This is a genomic window from Bacillus sp. F9_6S_D1_P_5, from assembly GCF_054823925.1.
Genome location: NZ_JBTREW010000020.1, coordinates 15,776 through 39,086 on the forward strand (window position 1 = coordinate 15,776; position 23,311 = coordinate 39,086).

30 protein-coding genes, 2 pseudogenes and 1 riboswitch are annotated in these 23,311 nt (G+C 34.8%); of the genes and pseudogenes, 6 read left to right on the plus strand and 26 right to left on the minus strand.

Translation table 11 applies throughout. The annotated features are described in order from the left end of the window. Positions 1-2 precede the first annotated feature (2 nt). On the minus strand, positions 3-1,097 hold the full coding sequence (locus tag ACUXEY_RS21415; RefSeq protein ID WP_461301556.1) for an NAD(P)H-dependent flavin oxidoreductase: 1,095 nt from the start codon (positions 1,095-1,097) through the stop codon (positions 3-5). 115 nt (positions 1,098-1,212) lie between these two features. On the opposite strand from ACUXEY_RS21415, the gene ACUXEY_RS21420 reads away from it, so the two are divergent. Then, positions 1,213-2,133, plus strand: a complete 921-nt coding sequence (locus ACUXEY_RS21420) for a S66 peptidase family protein (protein ID WP_461301557.1) — start codon at positions 1,213-1,215, stop codon at positions 2,131-2,133. Positions 2,134-2,160: 27 nt separating this feature from the next. Here ACUXEY_RS21420 and ACUXEY_RS21425 read toward each other — a convergent pair whose 3' ends face one another. The 3 genes from ACUXEY_RS21425 to ACUXEY_RS21435 form a co-directional block, all read right to left on the minus strand. Further along, positions 2,161-2,559, minus strand: coding sequence for an SseB family protein (locus ACUXEY_RS21425; protein WP_087958001.1), 399 nt, complete (start codon positions 2,557-2,559; stop codon positions 2,161-2,163). An 85-nt stretch (positions 2,560-2,644) separates the two neighbouring features. Further along, positions 2,645-3,199, minus strand: a complete 555-nt coding sequence (locus ACUXEY_RS21430; protein ID WP_429598885.1) for a cysteine hydrolase family protein — start codon at positions 3,197-3,199, stop codon at positions 2,645-2,647. Continuing rightward, on the minus strand, positions 3,168-3,683 hold the full coding sequence (locus ACUXEY_RS21435; RefSeq protein WP_461301558.1) for a carboxymuconolactone decarboxylase family protein: 516 nt from the start codon (positions 3,681-3,683) through the stop codon (positions 3,168-3,170). Before ACUXEY_RS21435 ends, ACUXEY_RS21430 begins: the two co-directional genes overlap by 32 nt. 63 nt (positions 3,684-3,746) lie before the next feature. On the opposite strand from ACUXEY_RS21435, the gene ACUXEY_RS21440 reads away from it, so the two are divergent. Together ACUXEY_RS21440 and ACUXEY_RS21445 are read left to right on the plus strand one after the other, a co-directional pair. Then, complete coding sequence (locus tag ACUXEY_RS21440; RefSeq protein WP_001175498.1) at positions 3,747-4,199, plus strand: Lrp/AsnC family transcriptional regulator; 453 nt, start codon at positions 3,747-3,749, stop codon at positions 4,197-4,199. A gap of 100 nt (positions 4,200-4,299) precedes the next feature. After that, on the plus strand, positions 4,300-4,482 hold the full coding sequence (locus tag ACUXEY_RS21445; RefSeq protein WP_000707107.1) for a DUF3913 family protein: 183 nt from the start codon (positions 4,300-4,302) through the stop codon (positions 4,480-4,482). 29 nt (positions 4,483-4,511) lie between these two features. Here ACUXEY_RS21445 and ACUXEY_RS21450 read toward each other — a convergent pair whose 3' ends face one another. The 13 genes and pseudogenes from ACUXEY_RS21450 to ACUXEY_RS21510 all read right to left on the minus strand — a co-directional run bounded on the left by ACUXEY_RS21450 (position 4,512) and on the right by ACUXEY_RS21510 (position 14,497). Beyond that, positions 4,512-5,525, minus strand: a complete 1,014-nt coding sequence (locus ACUXEY_RS21450) for a CPBP family glutamic-type intramembrane protease (protein WP_429598880.1) — start codon at positions 5,523-5,525, stop codon at positions 4,512-4,514. Positions 5,526-5,726: 201 nt separating this feature from the next. After that, the gene (locus ACUXEY_RS21455; RefSeq protein WP_461301559.1) at positions 5,727-6,503 is read right to left on the minus strand and encodes an ABC transporter permease; all 777 of its coding nucleotides are present in this window, start codon (positions 6,501-6,503) and stop codon (positions 5,727-5,729) included. Continuing rightward, positions 6,503-7,405 (minus strand): ABC transporter ATP-binding protein, encoded by a 903-nt coding sequence (locus ACUXEY_RS21460; RefSeq protein ID WP_461301560.1) that lies wholly within the window; start codon positions 7,403-7,405, stop codon positions 6,503-6,505. Before ACUXEY_RS21460 ends, ACUXEY_RS21455 begins: the two co-directional genes overlap by 1 nt. Positions 7,406-7,419: 14 nt before the next feature. Further along, on the minus strand, positions 7,420-8,202 hold the full coding sequence (locus tag ACUXEY_RS21465; RefSeq protein ID WP_429598874.1) for an ABC transporter permease: 783 nt from the start codon (positions 8,200-8,202) through the stop codon (positions 7,420-7,422). After that, entirely contained in the window at positions 8,199-8,897 is a 699-nt protein-coding gene (locus ACUXEY_RS21470; RefSeq protein ID WP_461301561.1) for an ABC transporter ATP-binding protein, read from the minus strand. The genes ACUXEY_RS21465 and ACUXEY_RS21470 overlap by 4 nt, the downstream gene beginning before the upstream one ends. After that, a complete protein-coding gene (locus ACUXEY_RS21475; RefSeq protein WP_461301562.1) occupies positions 8,894-9,274 on the minus strand; it encodes a GntR family transcriptional regulator in 381 nt (126 codons plus the stop codon). Before ACUXEY_RS21475 ends, ACUXEY_RS21470 begins: the two co-directional genes overlap by 4 nt. 216 nt (positions 9,275-9,490) lie before the next feature. Beyond that, positions 9,491-10,459 (minus strand): class 1b ribonucleoside-diphosphate reductase subunit beta, encoded by a 969-nt coding sequence (nrdF, locus tag ACUXEY_RS21480; protein ID WP_461301563.1) that lies wholly within the window; start codon positions 10,457-10,459, stop codon positions 9,491-9,493. Positions 10,460-10,540: 81 nt separating this feature from the next. Continuing rightward, a pseudogene (locus ACUXEY_RS21485) lies at positions 10,541-11,860 on the minus strand (ribonucleoside-diphosphate reductase subunit alpha); the annotation flags it as partial. Positions 11,861-11,957: 97 nt separating this feature from the next. Beyond that, the gene (locus ACUXEY_RS21490; RefSeq protein ID WP_078438401.1) at positions 11,958-12,095 is read right to left on the minus strand and encodes a GIY-YIG nuclease family protein; all 138 of its coding nucleotides are present in this window, start codon (positions 12,093-12,095) and stop codon (positions 11,958-11,960) included. A 243-nt stretch (positions 12,096-12,338) separates the two neighbouring features. Continuing rightward, positions 12,339-13,103 (minus strand): annotated as a pseudogene (locus ACUXEY_RS21495) (ribonucleoside-diphosphate reductase subunit alpha); the annotation flags it as partial. After that, positions 13,090-13,449 (minus strand): class Ib ribonucleoside-diphosphate reductase assembly flavoprotein NrdI, encoded by a 360-nt coding sequence (gene nrdI, locus ACUXEY_RS21500; protein WP_048526818.1) that lies wholly within the window; start codon positions 13,447-13,449, stop codon positions 13,090-13,092. The pseudogene ACUXEY_RS21495 and the gene nrdI, both read right to left, overlap by 14 nt. A 509-nt stretch (positions 13,450-13,958) precedes the next feature. After that, positions 13,959-14,276 carry a hypothetical protein gene (locus ACUXEY_RS21505; RefSeq protein ID WP_166704852.1) on the minus strand — a complete coding sequence of 106 codons (318 nt, stop codon included), beginning with the start codon at positions 14,274-14,276 and terminating at the stop codon, positions 13,959-13,961. Between the two features lie 26 nt (positions 14,277-14,302). Further along, the gene (locus tag ACUXEY_RS21510; protein ID WP_166704853.1) at positions 14,303-14,497 is read right to left on the minus strand and encodes an abortive phage infection protein; all 195 of its coding nucleotides are present in this window, start codon (positions 14,495-14,497) and stop codon (positions 14,303-14,305) included. Positions 14,498-14,731: 234 nt separating this feature from the next. On the opposite strand from ACUXEY_RS21510, the gene ACUXEY_RS21515 reads away from it, so the two are divergent. After that, the gene (locus ACUXEY_RS21515) at positions 14,732-15,310 is read left to right on the plus strand and encodes a GNAT family N-acetyltransferase (protein WP_166704854.1); all 579 of its coding nucleotides are present in this window, start codon (positions 14,732-14,734) and stop codon (positions 15,308-15,310) included. A 38-nt stretch (positions 15,311-15,348) separates the two neighbouring features. Here ACUXEY_RS21515 and ACUXEY_RS21520 read toward each other — a convergent pair whose 3' ends face one another. Together ACUXEY_RS21520 and ACUXEY_RS21525 are read right to left on the minus strand one after the other, a co-directional pair. Beyond that, entirely contained in the window at positions 15,349-15,951 is a 603-nt protein-coding gene (locus ACUXEY_RS21520) for a histidine phosphatase family protein (protein WP_461301564.1), read from the minus strand. An 81-nt stretch (positions 15,952-16,032) separates the two neighbouring features. Continuing rightward, entirely contained in the window at positions 16,033-16,191 is a 159-nt protein-coding gene (locus ACUXEY_RS21525) for a hypothetical protein (RefSeq protein ID WP_166704856.1), read from the minus strand. A 255-nt stretch (positions 16,192-16,446) separates the two neighbouring features. Between ACUXEY_RS21525 and ACUXEY_RS21530 the strand changes: the two genes are divergently transcribed. Further along, positions 16,447-16,632 (plus strand): YkvS family protein, encoded by a 186-nt coding sequence (locus tag ACUXEY_RS21530; RefSeq protein ID WP_001165081.1) that lies wholly within the window; start codon positions 16,447-16,449, stop codon positions 16,630-16,632. A gap of 48 nt (positions 16,633-16,680) precedes the next feature. Here ACUXEY_RS21530 and queF read toward each other — a convergent pair whose 3' ends face one another. Genes queF through queC form a run of 4 tightly spaced genes read right to left on the minus strand, consistent with a single transcriptional unit; the run spans position 16,681 to position 19,059 of the window. After that, positions 16,681-17,178, minus strand: a complete 498-nt coding sequence (gene queF, locus ACUXEY_RS21535; protein WP_166704857.1) for a preQ(1) synthase — start codon at positions 17,176-17,178, stop codon at positions 16,681-16,683. A gap of 18 nt (positions 17,179-17,196) precedes the next feature. Next, positions 17,197-17,913 (minus strand): 7-carboxy-7-deazaguanine synthase QueE, encoded by a 717-nt coding sequence (queE, locus tag ACUXEY_RS21540; protein WP_166704858.1) that lies wholly within the window; start codon positions 17,911-17,913, stop codon positions 17,197-17,199. Further along, complete coding sequence (gene queD, locus ACUXEY_RS21545) at positions 17,906-18,397, minus strand: 6-carboxytetrahydropterin synthase QueD (protein ID WP_000368413.1); 492 nt, start codon at positions 18,395-18,397, stop codon at positions 17,906-17,908. The genes queE and queD overlap by 8 nt, the downstream gene beginning before the upstream one ends. Then, positions 18,397-19,059 (minus strand): 7-cyano-7-deazaguanine synthase QueC, encoded by a 663-nt coding sequence (queC, locus tag ACUXEY_RS21550; protein WP_000711596.1) that lies wholly within the window; start codon positions 19,057-19,059, stop codon positions 18,397-18,399. The genes queD and queC overlap by 1 nt, the downstream gene beginning before the upstream one ends. A gap of 93 nt (positions 19,060-19,152) precedes the next feature. Next, a riboswitch (PreQ1 riboswitch) is annotated at positions 19,153-19,196 on the minus strand. Positions 19,197-19,403: 207 nt separating this feature from the next. On the opposite strand from queC, the gene kinB reads away from it, so the two are divergent. Beyond that, complete coding sequence (kinB, locus tag ACUXEY_RS21555) at positions 19,404-20,612, plus strand: sporulation sensor histidine kinase KinB (protein ID WP_166704859.1); 1,209 nt, start codon at positions 19,404-19,406, stop codon at positions 20,610-20,612. An 11-nt stretch (positions 20,613-20,623) separates the two neighbouring features. Here kinB and ACUXEY_RS21560 read toward each other — a convergent pair whose 3' ends face one another. The 3 genes from ACUXEY_RS21560 to ACUXEY_RS21570 all read right to left on the minus strand — a co-directional run bounded on the left by ACUXEY_RS21560 (position 20,624) and on the right by ACUXEY_RS21570 (position 23,208). Further along, positions 20,624-20,740, minus strand: a complete 117-nt coding sequence (locus ACUXEY_RS21560) for a DUF6254 family protein (RefSeq protein ID WP_000038254.1) — start codon at positions 20,738-20,740, stop codon at positions 20,624-20,626. Between the two features lie 100 nt (positions 20,741-20,840). Continuing rightward, positions 20,841-21,374, minus strand: coding sequence for a DinB family protein (locus ACUXEY_RS21565; protein WP_087979889.1), 534 nt, complete (start codon positions 21,372-21,374; stop codon positions 20,841-20,843). A 139-nt stretch (positions 21,375-21,513) separates the two neighbouring features. Beyond that, a complete protein-coding gene (locus ACUXEY_RS21570; protein ID WP_429598856.1) occupies positions 21,514-23,208 on the minus strand; it encodes a M3 family oligoendopeptidase in 1,695 nt (564 codons plus the stop codon). Positions 23,209-23,311 lie beyond the last annotated feature (103 nt).

Consider the following 23,311-nt stretch of genomic DNA (forward strand, 5'->3'; position numbering starts at 1 on the left):
AATTATTCAAGTGGTCTTTTTCTATATACATTTTGCAATTGTTCGATTACGTTATCTGCTTCTTTCATCACTCGCTCCACAACATGCTGAGCTGATTCTATTCGTGCTAATGATGACGCTTGCCCTGCCCAAAGCGACATGTATTCTCCTTTATTTTGTTTTGCTGCTTCTTGGCGTATTTTAGAGGTTAATACATTTTGCACTGGATACATCGGAAGCCCTTCTTCTTTCCCTTCATGTCTCTCTATAAATTCATTACGAATACCCCGTGCATATTTCCCGGAAAACGCACGGGTCACAGTTGTACTCGTATCTGTACTACGTAAAACTGCTTCTTTATACACATCATGCGTAATACTTTCTTCACTCGTTAAAAAGGCTGATCCCATTTGAACAGCTTCTGCCCCCAGTGTAAATGCCGCAACAAGCCCTTGTCCGTTCATTACACCACCTGCTGCAACAATTGGGATATGCGGGACTGCTGCTACTAACTGCGGAATTAATGCAAACGTCCCAATCATAGCGTCCTGTTCTTTCCCAATAAACGTTCCTCTATGCCCTCCTGCCTCACTACCTTGACCGACAATAATGTCTACTCCTAATTCAGCAAGTACTTTCGCCTCTGCCACATGAGTAGCTGTTCCAATGACTTTTATTCCTCTTCTTTTTAAGTCATCTATTTCTTCTTTTTCTAACGTTTGAAATGCAAAGCTAACGGCTGGCACGTTTTCTTCTACTAACACTTGTAATTGTTCTTTATAACTTTTCGGAAGCTTTAACTGCTCTTCTTCCTCTATACCGAATTCTCTATTCACTCCGCTAAGTAATCCTTTTGCCAAGGTTACCTTCTCTTCTTCTATCTGTATCTCTTTCGTTAACAGTAAGTTAACACCGAAAGGCTTATCCGTTCGTTCCCTTATTTTATAAATCGCCTCACGAATTTGTTCAGGGCTCATATAGCCTGCTCCAAGCGTTCCTAATCCTCCGCTATTACTTACAGCTGCAACAAGTTCTGGCGTCGTAATCGCACCTGCCATACCTGCTTGAATGATTGGATACTTAATTTGTAATATATCTAACACTCGACTTGTAAACATTATTTCTCCTCCTATTCCCCTTATATCTTCTTTATTTGACAAACTTTCCCCTTCTTTTACAAGGGTTGAATTTCCTATGAAGCGAATATATTGAAAGTGAAGGAGGCTGAAAACAATGATATATCCAAATGCGTTACAACAAGGTGATACAGTAATGATTATTGCACCGTCTGGCCCACCAACAATTGAAAATGTATTAAAAGGTGTAAACGTACTACAAGAAATGGGGTTATCTGTAGTAATCGGGAAGAGTGTTTATGAGAAATATGGATATTTAGCTGGAAGTGATCAAGTTCGTCTCGATGATATACATGAAGCTTTTTCAAATCATGAAATAAAGGCCATTTTCTGTGCACGAGGTGGTTACGGAAGTGCCCGTCTCCTCCCTCACATTCAATATGAAATCATTCGGCAAAATCCAAAAATCTTTTGGGGATATAGCGATATTACAGCTTTACATACTGCCTTTTCACGTTATGCAAAGCTCGTTACTTTTCATGGCCCAATGGTGGAAGAGTTAGGAAAAGGGGTAGATTCTCTTTCTTTATCTTCTTTCAATCAACTATTCCATCCGTATTCCACCATCTTATCTGCTTCAGAATGTATCGTCCCTACCTCTTCCTGTACCGTTACAGGCACATTGGTGGGAGGGAATTTAACTGTATTAACGAGTATAATTGGCTCATCCTATGAGCTAAATACGGCTAATAAACTTTTGCTCCTTGAAGACATTGGGGAAGAACCGTATCGCATTGACCGTATGTTAAATCAGCTATTTTTATCTGGAAAATTCAATGAGTGTAGTGGTGTTATTTTTACAAGTTGTCACGACTGTACTCCTTCTAAACCATCTCAATCATTACAAACAATACTATATGAATATTTCGCACCACATCATATACCTGTTCTATTCAGTTTACCGATCGGTCATATAAGCCCAAACATCGGGATTCCTCTTGGAACCACAGCGACAATAAATACAAATAATAAAACACTCTCTATTTCCTCTGGCATAGCCACTCCGTTTTCAAATTAAAAAGGAAAAGCGATTCCGCTTTTCCTTTTATTTATAATAATTAAAAATTCGTCCAGATGCGATATCTGCAATTTCTTCTGGAATAAATGTTTTACTTATATCAGTTCCAACATTTAATACTGCTGTAGCATCTTTCTCAATGCTACCAAATAACTCTTTCCCACGTATCGTAATAAGGGGCGTTCCTTCTGGCAACACATCTTTTACAAATTCCATTTGTGTAAAGAACGGAACAATCCATCTATCCTCTCCTTGGAAATGACGCAAACGAAGTATCCCTTCTGTTGCCCCGTCCTCTGCTTCTAGTGAACCAGCAACATAAAACTCAGTAGATAAGAGCAATTCATAAAATTCCTTTTGCTTCTGTTTATCGTTCCCTGCTACAACAAGTACTTCTTCTATTCTCTTTACCGGAATTTGCTCCATATGATGCCACCCCTATTTCAAAATGATTGTACTTAGATTATACGAAATATTCTCATTTTTTTCTACATAATTCGCAATTATTTTCTTAAAATAATTTTAATAGTTCTTTTGTCGTCACAATCGTTGCAAACTCTTCATGCAAATTTACAAGTGTCATATTGTGAATATCTTCTGCACTATACTCTTTACCATCTAGACCTTTACGGTTAAAAGTAGCCGTTGCATCACTCACTACATACGTTGTAAATCCTAAATTCCCTGCCATTCGTGTCGTAGTCTCCACACAATGATTTGTCGTTAATCCTACAACCACTACTGCATTACATTTGTTCTCTCTTAATTGTTCTTCTAAATTTGTCCCAATGAATGCGCTGTTAACGGATTTCTGAATAACCACTTCACCTGATAGTGGTTGCACCCCTTCTTTAAAGTTGACTGTTTCCACTCCCTCATAAAACATCGACTGCGCATTTTCTTTATTTACATGTTGAATATGAAAAACTGGTCGCTTCCTTTTTCTCCATTCTTCTAATAATATTCTCATGTTTTCTTCAGCAAAAAGATTATTTCTCTGGCCCCAATATGGTAACTGAAACGCCTTTTGTACATCAATTATAATAAGTGCTATTTGATTCATCATCATTTTCTCCTTTATTCGGCTGTAATTGGAACAGAAAACCAAGTTGTTGTGACGCAGTAATAAAACAAATATAAACGCAAAGCTCTACAATTTCTTTTTCCGTCCAGTATTGTTTCAACACACGAAACATATTGTCATCTATCGCTTGTTTATCATGAACAAACGTATGTGCAAAAGTAACGGCTACACTTATTTCTTCTACTTTTTGCATATCATCAGGCCTTCCCTTTGCCATACAGTACGGACATTCATTCCCGTAAGCTAATGTTCTTCTTACTTGCTCCTTCAACTCTGCCGAGAGAGTTCCTTTACTATACAGTGTACTCTCTACCATACTCCATGAATGTAATAACTCTGGAGTATGCCCTAATAACTTTTGAAACTTTGTATCTCCCATATTTGATAATGAAATTCTCTCCATCATTTCCCCTCCTATTTCCTTCTGTTTTATTGTAAAATAAATAAAGTTCACTTTACATTTCATATGAATCTTAATTTATATTTTCACTTTACAAAAATCATTATTTTACTGGAGGTATATTTACAAATGCAACTAGACCGTGTTGATCGAAAAATTTTAAATGAATTATATAATGATAGTCGCCTGTCCATGCGTGAATTGGCGAAACGAGTAAACTTATCTGCTCCATCTACTGCAGAACGTGTTCGTAAACTAGAAAGTGAAGGCGTAATTCAAAAGTACACAATCGATATCGATTATAAAAAAGCAGGACTTGTTTTAGATTGTATTTTAGAAATCACTTTAAAAAATGGTGATACGACACGTATGCAACAGTTTATTCAGTCTTATCCATCTGCAAGTTTTTGTTACCGAGTAACAGGAAGCTTATGCTACATTGTAAAAATTTCTGTCCCTTCACTCGTTGAACTTGAAGAATTTATCAATGATGTTTCCTCATATGCAACGACTGTTTCTCATATCGTATTATCAGAAGTATCTCTTACTCCTGATATCGAACATATCTTCCCAGAAGATTAATTAATTTTTATTCATAAAATATAAAAAAACCCCTTACAATAAGAATAAAAATAATATATTATGTATTAAAATACATAAAGTTCGAGAAAGGGGCTTTACATTGAAAATCTGGTTTTATGAAAAAACGGCACAATTAGATGACTTACTTGGTATTTGGGATAACGTTCCGACTATCCCTCGAATTGGTGAAAAAGTTGAAATTTTAAAAACAGTCCGCACTGTTACAGATATTAAATATGTAAAGAACGGTAATAATTTTCGTGTAGAAATTATTACAAATTAAAAAGTAGCTCTTAAGGAGCTACTTTTTAATTATCTATCAGGCGCTTTCTTTATAACGATTTTATCTTCTTCTACAGATACTGTTACATAATCATTTTCTTCTAATCGCAGCTTATTTACAGCCTCATCTGGTAGCTCTACAGCCATCAGTCTATCTGTTACGATCACTTGACTATACACTTCATTTTCTTGTAATGCACTCACTACTTTTTCCTCATTTATAAAACGCACTGGTGGCACACCCACTTCTTTTACCATGCGCCATTGTTTCCAAACATAAGGAATTAACCAAAGTAACCCAACAACTGTAAGACCGATACCGATCCATAAATTACTTTGCGCTTGTAATTCAGAAATTGAAATGGCGCTACTCTCTTCTCCACCGACAAATTGCATACTTGTTGCAATGAAATTATTTAGAGCGTGTACAGCGATATTCGTCCATATATTTTTCGTCTTTATGTATAAAAGACACATTACAACACCAAACATGAACGCACCAATAACATCAAAATGTCCTAGACCAAAAATCAGTGAAGATATGATTACAGCTTTTTTAATCCCCCATTTATGAGTCATTCGCTGTAAAAAGAACCCTCTAAAAATAACCTCTTCCATAATAGGTGCTAACACACATGCCGAAATGAAAGTAAATATCGTCATATATACGTTACTCGTGTTAATAACATTTCCGTCTTCTAACATAGTAACTAAGAAATTCGGTAATGTGTGTGCTAATATGTAAAATTGAATATGAGATATACCAACTGAAAAAATCATTCCCATTATCGTTGCTAATACAATTAATCCCCACGGTAAACGTCCTGGTTTATCAAAAAAACTATTGAATACAACATTATTTTTATTTGTTTTTACGTATAACCAAAATAACGGAAATACAAAAAATATAGTTATTTGTGAAATAACCTCCATCGTATTCTCAGAAACATTTGCTAGACTTAATGGGATCATCGTAAGGAACAATCCTATAATCATCCATCCAAAAAAGCTGCGTAGTCTTATGCGTGAAAATGCATAGTGCATATAGAACACCTCCAAAGATAGTAAAAATAAATGGTGTGATAATTAAATTATAATATGAATATAGTTGAAATTCTTCCTATTTTTCTCAAACACTTTCAGACAACATAAATAGTAATTTATTTTACACTTTTCTTTCAGGCGAAATATACGAGAAAGTTATGTAATAAAAATCCCCGTTTTTATAAGCGGGGATTTCTTTTATTATAATACGTCACGTTTTTGGAATAATGCACTTGATGCTACAAGTAATACAACAAAGTATGCAGCTACAAGTAATAAGGAAGTTGTAAATGTAAACTCTGTAAATGTCGGTTCCGTTCCGCCGCTTACTAGTTTATTGCTATCGTACACACTTAAATTTAAATGGAAAAACACTACAAATTTAGCTACACCTTTTGCAAACATCATCAGTACCATATTAATTGGTCCTTGTAAAAAGAAGAGGAACATCGTAATAATTAATGGTAATACAGACTTTCTAAATACGTTTGCTAAGAAAAATGCAAGCGTCGCAAAGAAGAACGGTGAAAGTACTTGATATAAAGTAGATTTCATTACGATTCCTATCGTTAATTCTGTTTTACTACCATCCATTACAATTCCGCCGATCATCATTGAAATGATCGTGTTAGCAAATATGATAAATACTATAGTAAGTAATACTGTAATATATTTAGAGAATAAAACGGTAATTCTTTTTCTTGGACGGATTAATAATTGCTTAATTGTACCTTTTTGGAACTCATCAGTAATCATACGAGAAGCAATCGTAATGCCAAAAATTGTTGCAAACAAAGTAATTAAACCAATCTCTGAACTTGCAAAATCTAAATATGATCCTTTAAACTCGCTTCCGTCTCCCCATTTCAGCATCGCTAAAACTCCCAAAATCTCCAATACTGCAATAACCCCAATTAAAATATACATACCTTTTTTCGCATGTAACTTTAAAAATTCATTTTGAATTAATTTAAACATTACGCTTTCACTCCCCCTGTAATCGCTAAGAACTCATCCTCTAACGTTTTATTTTGAACAGTAACTCCGTATATAAGCACATCGTCATTCACAAGTCTTTTTACAAGTTTTGGAATTTCTTCTTTCGTTACAGATACTGCAATTACATTTCCTTGCGACTTACCTTTAATGATCTCATTTGCTTTCTGTACTTGATCTACTTCAAACGCTACGACGACTGTCTCATCATGTTTCGCTTGTTCATGTAAGTTGTACTCTTGTACAAACTCACCTTGCTTAATAATAACGACGCGATCACACATAAGTTCAATTTCACTTAATAAGTGACTTGATACGATTACAGCAATATTCTCTTCTTTCGCTAAACGTTGTAAATAATCACGAATTTGGCGAATACCAGCTGGATCTAATCCATTTGTCGGCTCATCTAAAATTAAAATTTTCGGCTGATGAAGTAATGCCTGTGCAATTCCTAAACGTTGTTTCATACCAAGTGAATATGTTTTCACTTTTTTATGAATCGCATGCTCTAACTCAACAAGCTTTACAATTTCAGCAATGCGCTCTTTACTAATTGGTGTAATTGCCATGTTCGCAAAATGCTTTAAGTTTTGCATTCCTGTCATATAATCATATAGTTCAGGATTTTCTACGATCGCTCCAATTTGCTCTAGTGCCTTTTCACGCTCCGTGCGAATACTATGACCACAAATTGTAATGTCGCCCTCTGTCATTGATATAAGGCCTGTCATCATACGAATTGTCGTCGTTTTACCGCTACCGTTCGGTCCAAGGAACCCGTACACTTCCCCTTCACGAACTTCAAATGATAAACCACGGATAATTTCCGTTCCACCAATCTTTTTTCGAACATTCTCTAACTTTACTACTACATTTCCCAATGTTGATTCCTCCTTTAGACTTCTAGTTTTTTATCGATAATATAAGAAATTACATATACTATGAGGACACTAACAATTACCATAAAACTTATATTAAAAATGTTAAATCCATTTTCTTGAAACATATCAATAAACAGACCTTTCCCTTCACTACGATATTCGACCCTTCGCAATCCTTGGAAAGCTGGAGCTAATCTCCCTAGCAGTGTTGTCACTAAAGTAATCACTGTACTTACTATTAGAAGAATAATTACAATCAGTATATTTTGTATTTTTTTCTTCTTTGTAAACCATTTAGCAAGAGTAACTACTAATAAAATTTGTAACACCGCAAATAAAAATTCAAATAAATCACTCATTGCATATATTAAATTGTTTATTATACCTGTTTGCATCATCTCTTGTGCATCTCTATATACATACGTCGTAGGAAATGCTAATACATAACCTACATAGAAAAGAATTCCACATATTCCATACCATATAGCCATTACAATAAAAAAGAAGATAAGTATAGAAAAAACATATTGCTTCCCAGATATTGCTGTAACCCGCAACAATGGATTTGTTAGTAATCGCGAACACGACTTCATCGTTTGTAAAAACATATACAAAACATAAAATAGGAAGATCATAATAATGAATCCAAATATCGCCTCTTGTTTAATTAAAGCTGCCTCACTCTTTTTTACAATCATTTGTGAAAATAAAACTGCTTCAATTAACACAAAGATTAAAAAAGTAACAATATATTTTTTCTTATTCACATTCCATAAATAAGAAAGTAACGGTTTCACTTACTAAACACCTCCTTAAACACATCTGTAACAGCTTTTCCTCGCTGGAAGCGTAACTCTTCTACATTTTCATACAATACAATTTCTCCATCTTTTAAAAAGATTACTTCATCAAAAATATTTTCAACTTCATCTATTAAGTGAGTCGAGATTAATATCGTACAATCTTCTCGATAAAATTGTAGAATGAGATTCAATACGTGCTCTCTAGAAACGAGATCAATTCCACCAAGCGGTTCATCTAGTACGTATAACTTCGCTTTTCTCGAAAATGTTAAAATAATTTGTAGTTTTTCAACCATACCTTTTGATAAAGCTGTAATTTTTTCTTCTAACGGTATTTTAAATTCCGCAATCGTATCTACCGCTTTTTGAATGTCAAAGTCTTTATAAAAATCTCGATAGAAAAATAAAGAGTCTTTTACCGTCATCCAATCATCAAATACTGGTTTATCCGACATAAAAGAAACAATTTCTTTCGTTTCCAATCCTACCTTTTTACCAGCGATTGTAATACTCCCTTCGGAAGGATGCTGCAGACCGGCAATCATTTTCAATAACGTCGTTTTCCCGCTCCCGTTATCTCCAACGAGTCCTATAATTTTCCCTTCCGTAATCTCTATGTTTAATTCACGGATCACTGCTTTTAATCCGTATCTTTTCCATAAGTTTTCTATTTTTAATAACTCTGTCATTCGCTCTCCTCCCTTTTCTCATGTAATGAAGAACGAAGGATTGTAAGAATTTCTTCTTCTGAAAAACCTAAATTATCCATTCCATCTATAAAAGAATGAAGTAATTCTTTCGCCATCTCTTTGCGCAGCTCCATAATTTTCTCCCCTTCATTCGTTACATATCGTCCCATTCCTCTACGCGTTACAACAACTCCGTCTCGTTCTAGCTCTTGAAATGTACGCTGAATCGTATTTGGATTTACTTGTAATTCACTCGCTAATTCACGTACAGATGGAATTTTATCACCAGGCGATAAATGCCCTGTTACAATTTCTTTTTTTATGTATTCCATTACCTGAATGTAAATTGGTTTATTTGGAGAAAACTCTATTTTCATTTCTTCCCTCCTTTTGTATCGGTGTACTAGTTAAATAATACACTGACACAAAAAGATTGTAAATACCCATTTAATTACAAAAAAGTTCTATCCGTTAGCCGGATAGAACTTTTTAAACAAAAATCGTTATACAAAAATAATAGTGTTATGTAAACAAAATCATAAAGAAAAGCTGTCTTATCAATGAATAAGACAGCTTTTCTTTATGATCATATATTAAAAATTAAACACGAAGTCATCATCCGATAACTTTTCAACGTTCGTTGCTTTTACGTAACCATTTCCTTTTACAGAGAAGAAATCATGGTTTTTCGTATCTGTACGTAAACCATTTAAAACGATTGGGTTAATTTCTTCTTCTTCAAACTTCGGCTCAAGTCCTAAGTTCATAAGTCCTTTATTCGCATTGTAACGAACGAAACGATTTACATCTTCTACAAGACCGATAGAAGTATAAATTTCTTCTGTGTATGCCATTTCAATTTCATATAGTTCCATTAATAACTCTTGCGTTTCTTTTTGCACTTCTTTTTGATCTTCTGCAGAAAGTTCTGCGAAGAGTTGTTGTGCTAAAATACCGACGAATACGCCGTGAATTGACTCATCACGAATTATTAAGTTAATAATCTCACCACTTGCCGTTAGTTTTCCTTGACCAGCTAAGTAAAGTGGATAGAAGAATCCACTATAGAATAAGTAACTCTCTAAGAACACACTTGCTACCATTGCCATGTACAACTCTTTTTTCGTTACTTCAGGCTTTAATAATCGACGATAGTAACTCGTAATAATACCAGCCTTTTTCTCAAGTAATGGATGGTTGTCTACCCAGTCGAAAATATCGTCGATTTCTTCTTCAGTAGCTAATGTTGTGAAAATATGACTGTAACTCTTCGCATGTACTTCTTCCATAGCACCCATGAAAGCTAATACACTTTTTGCTTGTAAATTTTCAAGATGAACAAGTACAAGAGGCATCCCTTCGCCGCCTTGTTTCGTATCTAAAAGTGTTAAACCACCTAATACACGCTTATACGCAATTTGCTCTTCTTTCGATAATTGCACCCAAGTATTTTTGTCAGAAGATACTGCGATCTCTTCTTCTGTCCAAAACTGAGCGATGTTTTGCTTCCAAAACATTAAACTAAAATCATCTTCTTTTTTATTCCAGTTTACCGCACGCATTCAATCGCCCCTTCTCTAAATATGATAACTAAGCATGAGCAGGGTTCAGAAAACCCTGCTCATCATGTCTCACTTTTTATATTAAACAGTACAAGCCACGCACTCTTCCACGCTTAACTTACGTGTTCTCGTATAATACAGACTCTTTAAGCCTTTTTTATGTGCATAGATGTAGTAACGTGCCAACTCACGTGTTGAAATATCACTGTTAACGTAAAGAATTGTACTAATTCCTTGGTCAATATGTTCTTGAACTTCTGCGATTAAATCAATTAATTTAAACTGATTCATATCGTAAGACGATTTATAGTACCAGAACGTATCTTTTGATAAATACGGCATTGGATAATATGTTGTCGCATTCGCATACGTTCTTGACTCAATTTGACTTACAATCGGCATTACGCTTGAAGTTGCATTTTGAACGTAACTGATCGATTGCGTAGGAGCGATAGCAAGACGATATGAGTTGTATAAACCATTCTTCTGCACTTGCTCTTTTAAACTTGTCCAATCTTCTTTTGTTGGAATATGAATTCCTTCAAATAATTGCTGAACTTTTTCAGTTACTGGGCTGTAATCTGTCGTTTCATACTTTTCAAAGTATGTCCCATTCGCATAATCAGATTTATCGAAGTCTTTAAATGTTTCGCCTTTTTCTTTAGCGATTTCCATACTTTTCTCAATAGAGTAGTAATTTAACATCATAAAGAATGTACGAGCGAACTCTTTCGCTTCTGCACTTTCATAAGCGATTTTATTTTTTGCTAAATATCCGTGTAAGTTCATTGCGCCAAGCCCCACTGAATGAAGCTCATCATTTGCTTTTTTCACAGTTGGTGCATTCGGAATGATTGTCATATCAGAAACAGCTGTTAAAGCTTCCATTCCCGCATGAACTGCTTCACGAATTTCTTTATTTTCCATTACATTTACGATATTTAACGATCCTAAGTTACAGTTAATATCACGACGGATAATGTCATCTGTACCATAATCGTTAATTTCAGAAGTTTCTTGAAGCTGGAAGATTTCTGTACACAAGTTCGACATCTTCACAGTTCCAATATCCTTCAATGGATGTTGGTTATTTGCATTTGATTTAAACATTAAGTACGGATAACCAGACTCAAGCTGAATCATAGCAATTTTAATAAGCATATCACGCGCACTAATATCTAGCGGCTTCTTCTTCACTTTTGGATTGCTCATTAATTCATCGTACATTTCATCAATATCAATGTCATCTAAATGCTTTCCGTATTCTTTATACACCGTATAAGGCGCGAAAACATGGAAAGGTTCGTTTTTCTCAGCAAGCTCAAAGAACTTACTTGGAACGATAATTCCGATTGATAGAGACTGAATACGGCTCTTCTCATCGGCATTTATTTTTTTGGTCAACTCGTCTTCATATTTCTATGAAGGTTGGACTATATCATCAACCTGTAACTGGTTGCCTTGCACTTCGACTGGTACCTATTTCCAGCCTACTCTACTAGCTTTCGTCTAATGACGCGCGTTCGATAGTCTCTACACCTTCTTGAAAGTATTGATAATTAGGAAGATTATTAGAACTACCAATATAAAACTTCCTATTTTCCTTATTAATTATCAAATAAATTCCACAGTTCATGGAATCTCGCCTCCGGTGAATATAAGATTCCACTTCACCCAAGTAATATTTCTTTCAAGCTTGGCACGGTATTACCTGCTATCCACGTACATGGACCGTAGGCTCTCTTAGTCAGCTTCTTCGTGGGTTCTTTTTCTTTTACCCCTTATTCAACTGATACCGTTAGCCGCTAATGCGACACCCTATTGGTTAGGTTCACAAGGTTTTCTCATACACATTCCTGTGTAGAGGGACTACCAATTAATCCAAGAATTCAATAATATCCCAATGGAAAATGTTTAAGTATACTGCGCCGGCACCTTTTCGTTGGCCAAGCTGATTCGCATATGAAAACGAATCTTCAAGTAATTTCATAACAGGTACTACACCACTTGCAGCATTATCGATACCTTTAATTTGCTCACCACGTGCACGTAGCTTAGATAAGTTTAACGCTACTCCACCGCCGATTTTCGATAATTGCATTGCAGTATTAATGTTAAAGCCAATTGAATTTAAGCTATCGTCCATCTCTAACAAGAAACAAGACACCATTTCTCCTCTTCTGCTTCTTCCCGCATTTAAAAAGGTTGGTGTCGCTGGTTGGTAGTTTTGTTTTACAATCATGCTTGCGAATTGTTTTGCCTTCGCAACATCACCGCGTCCTAAGTATAATGACACAATTGCTACACGATCTTCATAGCTTTCTAAGTATTGTTTTTGATCATTTGTTTTTAGCGCATAATCTTTGTAAAACTTAGATGCTGCCATATAAGATTGGAACTCGAAGTTTTCACCATAAGCGATGTTATATACCTCTTCTACTTCCTCCAAGTTATACTCGTCCAGAACGTTGTAATAATAATCATGTTCTTTCATATACTCCATTCGCTCTGCCACGCTATTAAAATGAACGGTATTCTCTCTAGCTTCTTCCATAAAGACTTCTAATGCCTCTTTATCTTTATGAAGCTGATAAAAACCGTCCTGCATTTGCGTGATTTCATTATTCAGTTCAATGTGTCGCAATCTCCCGCACCCTTTCCTTAAAATATTCTACATCGTTATTTGTTCCTGATAACTCAAATTTTGATACAATAGGCACTTCATATTTAGCAGAAATTTTGTCAGCACTTGCACCGAACATGTCTCCCCAGTTACGATTGCCGCTTGCAGATACGCCTTTTAATTTTTCATTATTGCGCTCTAAAAATTCTAAAACACGTTCTGGTACATTGCCAAAACCTGTTGTATACGTAATTAAAACAAAGTCTTCATCTATTACTAGATCTTCACCAATTTGAACGGCCGGCATATTTAATTTGTGAATGAAACGCTTCACGTTTCCTGTCATAGAATCATATGCAACTAACATTTCCGACCCTCCCTCTCCAATCTATACTCTCTGTATGTTGTTTCTTGATTTCTCTATATATTGTATTACGTTTCAAAATAAGACACAAGATATATGTATAAATTCTTTCTTTTTTTAACTTTTACTTTTCGACAAGACAGTCGATTTTTTTCAATACAATGACTATGAAACAACATTCTAAAACTCATGTCAATAAAGTGCTTTTCAAAAAAGTTGTCAACGAATTTAACCTTATTTTTAAAAAAGTTGTCAACGAATTTAACCTTATTTTTAAAAAAGTTACCAATATATTTTGTCATAAAACGGCAAATGCTGGAGGAATATATTTCTCCAGCATCACGCAAAAAAGAACAGACATGAAACGATAATCTGTTCTAAAAAACGATTACATTTATCAATTTTAGTTTATTAAATATTATACATATACTTTCGGTTCGCGTTACATACTAAAAGATAACTATTATAGAAAAAGATTTTTATTATGGAAATTCAATTTATTTATGAAAAGATTATTCAGAGTGCTCAATGCGCAAAATATCTTTTACAAATATATGATGTGGATTTTCATCTTTATCAATCATTGTACATACAGGAGCCTCTTCATCAAAGTACACAATCATTCCTTCTACGTACTGATATGTATGTTGAACTTGTACAGTTACTTTAATTTCTACAGCCTCTTCATATGCTCTTTTTATTTTCTGAAGCATTTTTGTTGAACACTTACGTTTCTCTGGATACATGACCATCCCCATAAACCTATTGCCAGCTCTATCTTTCCACATATAATCCCAATGCGGTAATATGCCTTGTTTAAAATCGCCCATAATTCTCCTCCCCTATATTCTTCTAGTTACGAACGTGGCGTTTCTGAATATGTATAAATGACTTGTCCGCCGCGCTGCGCGTTCCCAATAATATGTTTAAAGTCTTCTCGACTTACTACAACTTCTCTGAACGTATAAAATACATCTTTCGTAACAACGTACTCCTTTATTTCACCATTTTTCAGCTGATCTAAAATTGCATTTGCTAATTGTTTATCCATGTATTTCACCTCTATGCAATATTTTATTTTATCGTATATTCTATAGGTCAACAACTGTAAAATTATCCAGGTGCTATACCTTCATTATTTTTCAAAAAAGATCTCTTTACTATATGTCCACTAAATATCATATACTAACATAGCTACTTCTCTATATCAATCATTTCGACATTCAATTATGCAAAGTTCCATACCACTATGCTACAATATATAAATAGAACTAGGAGGGATACTATGATTCGGAAAGCAAAAAAGACAGATGCGAAATCGGTAGCACCTTTATTGTATAACGCTCTGCACGAAATTGCTGAAAAAATCACAGGTAGCACAGTTGAGACAGAAGTATTACTAGGACTTGACACATGGTTCTCAAAAGAGAGAAATCGACTGAGCTATGAAAACTGTTTTGTATATGAGCAGGACGGGGATGCAGTTGGAGTTATTGTCGCTTATCACGGTAGTGAAGCAACAATGCTTGATGCACCAATTGTACATCACTTAAGAGAATTACATAAAGATAAGTCAATTACGTTAGAAAAAGAAGCTGAGCTTGATGAATATTACATTGATACATTATCAGTTTCAAGTGCATATGGCGGAAAAGGAATCGGTTCTAAATTAATTGAAGCTGCTGAAATCTATGCAACCGAAAAGGAGCATGAAAAAATTGCATTACTTGTCAATTTAGAAAACAAACGTGCCTATTCACTATACGAAAAACTAGGTTACAAAAAAGATCAAATCGTTATGCTCGTAGGCGAACCTTATGCACATCTCGTAAAACCATTAAACATCAAAGTTTCTATATCTTAAAAAGAAAGCACACGATTCTTTATATAAATCGTGTGCTTTTATGTTAAATTCGTATTCAATACATTTCCATTCATCGCCTCATGAAATGTATATGTTGTACAACCCCATGGGTTCCTATGGAAAATAGGTGAACCAGACCACCCCATTGCTCTCAGTTCAGTCCCAATCATCGTATTAAAATAACTATGACCTACAAGAGCAATACTTCCATGTACGAGAGCGTAACGGTGCAATAGATGAGCCGCTTGCTTTGCCCTCTCCCTTACTTCCTTATAAGACTCTACATCTTTATGATAGCCAAGCACCCATAATGTTCGTCCGATAAACATCCATACGTTAGGTTTGCATTTCAAGCATTTTGGAGAAAAAAATCTTGAAGGAACCTCAGCTTCTCTAAAAAGAGAATTTTGTATAAAAGATAAAGAATCCATTAATTCAGCTGCTGACTGTACAGCACGCCTTTGATTACTCGTTACGACTAATTTTGCTGATTCCATTGTTTCAATTGTTTCCATTGGTATAGAAGCTTTTGTTGTTATAGTGTGTAAGTCATATCGTTTCATCCATTCATGAAATGAAGTAATTGTCATTGGTTCCATAGTACGATCTAAGCGACCATGACGAATAAAAGAAATCCTCATTCTTTCCACTCTCCATTCATCACTTACGAACTCTATTATGTACTATTTCTTATTGCCATCATACCATGCATAAAAAGAAAGTTATACATTACCACCATTATCATGTGTTATCGATGCATGCGCACCATCCAATCCGTCAAAATATGTAGTTGTTTCATGATGCCGGATTTTCTTCAACTGTATATAAGAAAATAAAAATAATAAAATTGCTATAAAGCTCCCCACAACTTCAAACATCATTTTACCGCCCCTAGTTTCTCCCACTTTAGTAGGTCATTGTATATTTTCATTATACTCTTATATAAAAATATCTGCATTTCTCCCGTTCATCTCCTAAAAACATGTTTTTTCATATATTTTCTTACAAAAAGTGAATATTTTTCGAATTTTTACTTTGAAAACATTTACAAAACAGGAAACATAGTTCAAAATAAAGGAAAATAAAAAATCCCAAATTATTCTTTTTTGGAAAAACTGTAACAAGGAGAGTTGCTTATGCAGATCGCAGAAACTGGAGATATCATCGAATTTAAAGGTGGCATGCAAGGCCGTGTTCAAAAAGTAAATCAAAACTCTGTTATTGTTGATATAACAATTATGGAGAATTTCAGAGAACTAGATATGGAACCTCTTACAGTTGTAAGTCATAAAAACTATACTGTCATTAACCAAAATGCATAATATAATAGAAAGAAAGGGCCTGTACAGTATACAGGCCCTTTCTTTCTATTAACGATTATCAATTGTTTCTGGATATAGATCGTGGTTCATCATGCGGTAGTCTGCCATTTGTTCATATTTCGTTCCTGGGCGACCGTAGTTGCAGTAAGGATCAATTGAAATCCCTCCACGTGGTGTGAATTTCCCCCATACCTCAATGTAGCGCGGATCCATTAATTTAATTAAATCATTCATAATAACGTTCATGCAATCTTCATGGAAGTCACCGTGATTGCGGAAACTAAATAAATATAGCTTTAAAGATTTACTCTCTACCATTCTTTGTTCTGGAATGTAGCTAATATAAATTGTTGCAAAATCTGGTTGACCTGTTTTCGGACATAAGCTTGTAAATTCAGGACAATTGAATTTAACAAAATAATCACGGTTTGGATGATTGTTATCAAATACCTCTAAAATGTCTGGGCTATACTCAAATAAATATTTTGTATTTTGATTTCCTAATAATGTTACATCTTTTAAATCTTCATCTAATCTTCCTGCCATTTTAAACATCCCTTCTCATTATACTCCGCGTTTATTTCCCCATACTAACGCATGAAGCTGCGGCAATACTTTTGCATTATTCATTTCTTTACAGTTAACCGCTTTTTCAATAAGCCACTCATACTTATCCAATAGCTTTTTAATCAACATCGCATCATCCACAGTTTTTGTATCATCATTCCCTACTTGTAAGAAGAATGGTACATCTGGATAACGTTCATGCATCTTAACTGCATACTCGAAGTCATAATCGTCAAATACTACTACCTTTAAACTAATATCTTTTCCTGCTAGTTTCTGAATAATAGCATCTAACTTCTGAAAATCAGTATTCATTGCCGAACTTGGTGGTTTTGGAGAAATCGTTATCTCATCAATTTGAAGTAACCAATCTTGCCATTTACTCCCTTGCGTTTCGATTGCCGTTCGCATTCCATTCTCTTTTAATATAGAAAGGAGAAACTCAATATTTTTCAGCAATGCCGGATTTCCACCTGAAATCGTAACATGAGAAAAATTTTCCCCACCAATTTCTACAAGCTCATTCCAAACTTCCTCTGCTGTCATCTGTCTAATTTGATCTTTAGCCGATCCATCCCACGTAAAAGCAGAATCACACCAAGCACAGCTATAATCACAGCCAGCTGTACGGATAAACATCGTCTTTTGTCCTACAACCATTCCTTCACCTTGAATAGTCGGACCAAATATTTCTAAGACAGGGATTTTACTCATCGAGCATCCACTCCCGTCTTACTTCTGCATAACTAGTCGGAGTCTCAAATAGACGAACAAATTCAACACGAGCTCCTTTATATTCGTTCACACGATTATCTTTTGTTAACGCTTCTGCCATCTTTTCATAAATCCAAACGACCATATTTTCAGCAGTTGTATTCATCGCTGGTAACGTTTCGTTTAAATAACGATGGTCTAAATAAATTTCTATTTCATTCTTCCAAATTTCTTTTATATCTCCAAAGTCAATCGCAAGACCTATTTCATTTACATATCCACTAATCCCAAATACCACTTTATATGTGTGTCCATGTAAGTTTTTACATTTTCCTTCATAACAGTGTAAATGGTGGGCTGCATCAAAAGTAAATTCCTTGCTGACCATTACTCGTTTATTATGATATTTGAGCTGTTTACGCTGAATATCCTTGTCCATTTTTTGCAAATTTTCTACGATGCGAAATCCAAAGAAATTATCCATTAGTTACTCGCTCCTTCGCGTTCTTGTAGGTACGTATCTAATCCTGCTTTACGAAGTTGACATGCTGGACATTCACCGCAACCATCACCAATGATTCCGTTATAACATGTTAATGTTTTTTCTCGAACAAACTCGAATGCTCCAAGTTCATCTGATAATTTCCATGTTTCCGCTTTATCAATCCACATAAGTGGTGTATGAATTACAAACGGATAATCCATAGATAAATTTAAAGTAACGTTTAACGATTTCACAAACACGTCACGGCAATCTGGATAACCACTAAAATCAGTTTCACATACACCCGTTACAATATGACGTGCTCCAACTTGTTTTGCTAATACAGCAGCAAATGATAAGAATAGTAAATTTCGTCCATCTACAAACGTCGATGGCAATTCACCTTCTTCATGTGTAATCTCCATATCCGTTCTCGTTAACGCATTTGGAGCAAGTTGATTTAATAGACTCATATCTAGTACTGTATGTTTAATTCCTAGCTCTTTTGCAATTTCCGCTGCACAATCAATTTCTAGCTTATGACGTTGATTGTAATTAAACGTTACAGCCTCTACTTCTGCAAACTGCTCTATTGCCCAAAATAAACATGTCGTACTATCTTGTCCTCCACTAAAAACAACAACTGCTTTTTCTTTTTTCATTTCACTCATTCTCCTTCTCTACTACAAATAAGAAGAAAGAACGTTCTTGAACTGTCACAATAAAAAAACAAAACAATACCTAAAGATATTGTTGTTTCCATAGTTTTTTATAGAGGGAGTTCGCGAACCTCTCCCGCGCATTGCACGGAATTCCTTCTTTCATTGACAAAGCTTATTGTAACATATTGTATACTACCAGAAAAAATTTCTGATTTTTCCGCTATTTCTCATTTCATTTCTTTCATTTTATAGTATGATTAATTTAATATGAGAAGAGAGGAGGCATCCCACTGAAATCCTTTATTATTTATCTCTTTTTAAATATATTATTCATCCTTGTTACAATGCTCGTATACCATTTATTTTGGAATCAAAAAGGGAAACGCTCTCCTAAATTAAATTCAGCTATATTTATTGTATTATGTTGCCTCGTTACTATACTATGTATCACTTTCGCAGCAAAAACAGATTATGGATTTCAATTTGATATGCGTCATATCGTATTAGTTGTCGGTACATTAACCGGAGGTCCTATTGCCGGTGGATCAATATTAGTGGTATTAAATATATACCGCTTCTTATTAGGAGGAATAGGTGTTTTCCCATCGCTTATCGGTTCTATCCTTCTATTTATTGTTCTACTATTTACATACAAATTTTTCAATCGAACTTCTAATCGTATAAAAATAATACTTGCTATTATTTACAGTCTCACATACGGATTTAGTTGGATACCTTTCTTCCTTTCAAAGGTTACAAATAAGGCTGATTATATACCACATATTATTGTGTATGAGTTATGTACGATACTTGGTACCATCCTTATTTTATATTTATTACACATATTACAAACTCAAGTTCGTCTACAAAACGAACTTATGAATGCTGAAAAATTTCATTTAATTGGTGAAATGGCAGCATCCATCTCTCATGAAATTCGCAACCCATTAACTTCAACGAAAGGATTTTTACAACTTTTACAATCAGATACATGCACTGAGCAAGAGCGAAAATTATATATTGACATAGCCATCAACGGAATCGAACAAGCAAACCACGTTCTTACAGATTATTTAACCTTTGCAAAACCAAGTATTGAAAAAGAACAAAGATTACAGTTAGAAGAAGAACTATTACATGCATTATCGCTAATTACACCGCTTGCTAATTTAGCAAATGTGCGTACTCATTATATAAAGCAAAGTACTTCTTTTTTTATCGCGGGAGAAAAACAAAAACTAAATCAATGCTTGTTAAATATTTTAAAAAACTGCATTGAGGCCATGCCAAAAGGCGGTGATCTTTATTTCACATTAGTTCCTGATCATAAGCATATTCAATTATATATAAAAGATACAGGAGTTGGCATGGATCAAGAACAAGTAAAACGCCTTGGATCCCCTTTCTACTCAACAAAAGACAAAGGTACTGGTCTTGGAATGATGGTCGTATTCAGCGTTATGCAAGCTATGAATGGAAAAATTGATATTATAAGTGAAAAAGGTACTGGTACAACCTTCTTATTAACTTTTCCACTCATACAAAAAACGTGATGAGTATTTCATCACGTTTTTTCTGTTCCTTCAACTAATTCAGCAAAAGCTTTCACTTTTCCATGTGGTTTTTGATTTTCTTTACGTGCTTTCCACGCGCGCTCTTCTTCTTTCTTTTTCTTGGACATACTTTTCAACTCCTTCTTTTCTTTCTCCATGTAGTATTCCAAAATAAGAAAGAAAACTATGCACGTATCAAAAAAGAAGTGGTCTCCCACTTCCTTCTGATTATCGTTGCAAAATTGCGTGTTTCGCCTCTTTTAACTGCGTAAGATGTCTTTGTTCATGCAAATCAAGAAATTGAACCCACTGATACAAATTCAAATCATTAAAAATAGGATGCTTTAATCCATTTTCAAATAGATCTTTTTCATCTATCACACTATGAAGTGCGTGTAATAGTTCTTGTCGTGAATGTTCTAGTAATTGAATTCCTTGCTGTTTTTTCATTAACGTTTCTGTTGGTTGCATTTGCTGAGGAGCTTCTCGTTTATATGTGCGATCAAGCGTAAGTTGGAGGTCTTTAAATGGAGTCGTGTTTCTTTCATTTTTTTGTAAAGCATATACAAGGGCAGACGTCACTGATTGTTCAACTAAATGCAAATGATGCAAAATTTGAATAATACTCCATTTATCACGGCGTGGCTTTACATTCACCTCTGTATCATTTAACATTTCAATTTCTGATAATAGCGTGCTTCGAGTAGACTGTAATGAGTTCACCAAACTTTCTAAACTCACATCCATATTAGATTGAAGCATACTTCTTTCCCCCCTTTTTGTTGGTGAAAAGAGGTGCTCCTTATTAGAAACACCTCTTTAGTATTCTGAATTTTCTTTTATTATCTCATCATTTTCGCTTTATGTCGATGTTAAACATGTGAAAAAAAGCGCATGTTTTTTACAATTTTGTGTCGTCAATTGCATGTAGCCACGCTTCAATTTCTGTAATAACACTTTTCACACAGCCTTCAGCAAATGGAGATGTTAAATTTGCAATTTCTACTAATTCTAAGAATGATTTACTTCCACCTTGTTGGCATAGATTCACATAATCTTCCCACGCCTCTTGTCTATTATCTCTTGCACGTTTCCAAAATTGCAGTGCACAGATTTGAGCTAACGTGTAGTCGATATAGTAGAACGGCGAGCTATATATATGCCCTTGACGTTGCCAGAATCCACCGCGCTCTAAATAATCATTATCCTCATAATCACGATGCGGCAAATACTTTTTCTCTATATTACGCCATGCTGTCTTACGCTCTTCTGGTGATGCTTCAGGATTTTCATATACATAATGTTGATATTCATCAACAGATACACCATACGGTAAAAACAGAAGTGCTGAACTTAAGTGAGAGAAGTAATATTTATCTGCATCTTCTTCAAAGAATAGCTTCATCCATGGCCATGTGAAGAATTCCATACTCATAGAGTGAATTTCACACGCTTCATATGTTGGCCAATTATATTCTGGAATTTCAAATTTACGACTCTCGTACACTTGGAAAGCATGGCCCGCTTCATGTGTTAATACGTCAATATCGCCAGATGTTCCGTTAAAGTTTGAGAAAATAAACGGTGCTTTATAATTCTCAATATATGTACAATATCCACCGCCAGCTTTTCCTTTTTTCGCAACTAAATCTAATAAATCATTATCTAACATGAAATTGAAAAATTCATCTGTTTCAGCCGATAACTCTTTATACATCGTTTTCCCATGATTAACAATCCAATCCGCATCTCCTTTTGGAGTTGGGTTACCTGTAGGGAATTCAAAGTTTTCGTCGTAATACGCTAACTTCTCTACACCGATGCGTGCTTGTTGTCGTTTTCTTAATTCCGTCGTAACAGGAACGATATAATCTAGCACTTGCTGACGATAATTCGCCACCATTTCCGCATTATAATCTGTACGGTACATTCGTGCATATCCAAGTTCAACAAAGTTTTTGAAACCTAAAGATTTTGCGATTTTCGTTCTCACTTTAACAAGCTCGTCATAAATACGATCTAACTCTTCCTCATTCTCAGCTAAAAATCCGTAATATGCTTCACTTGCTGCTTTACGTTCAATTCTTTCTTTCCCTTGCATAAATGGAATAAGCTGCGATAATGTTCTTTCTTCTCCTGCAAAGTCAATTTTGGCAGATGCTAATAACTGCGTATATTGTGAAGACAATTTATTCTCTAATTGTAAATCTTTCACGACTTCATCAGAATATGTTTTTAAATCACACTCCGCAAGAGCAAATAATTGCTTCCCATAATACTCTTCTAATTCTTCACGGAATGGAGAATGTATTAACGCATTATAATACTTTGTACCATATCCTTGTACAACTGGAGAGAATTCATCAAAGAAATCCTGCTCTTCCTTATAAAAAGCATCTGTCGTATCAACAGAATGACGAATGTAACAAAGGTTCCCCATTGTACCGAAGTCATTGCGAATTTCGTTAATTGAATTGATGACTTGTTTTTGTTCTTCTACAGTTTTTGCGTTATCAAACTTCTCTAAAGCAACCGTAAACTTCTCTTTTAATTCTTCAATATTTGGCCGTTTATATTCATAGTCTTTAAATGACATGAACGAGCCTCCTCTCCATTATATGCATCCTTACTATAATTCAATGCTTACTTACAAATCTCCTCTTATTCTACAGCAAAATACGGCATATACTGTCATCATT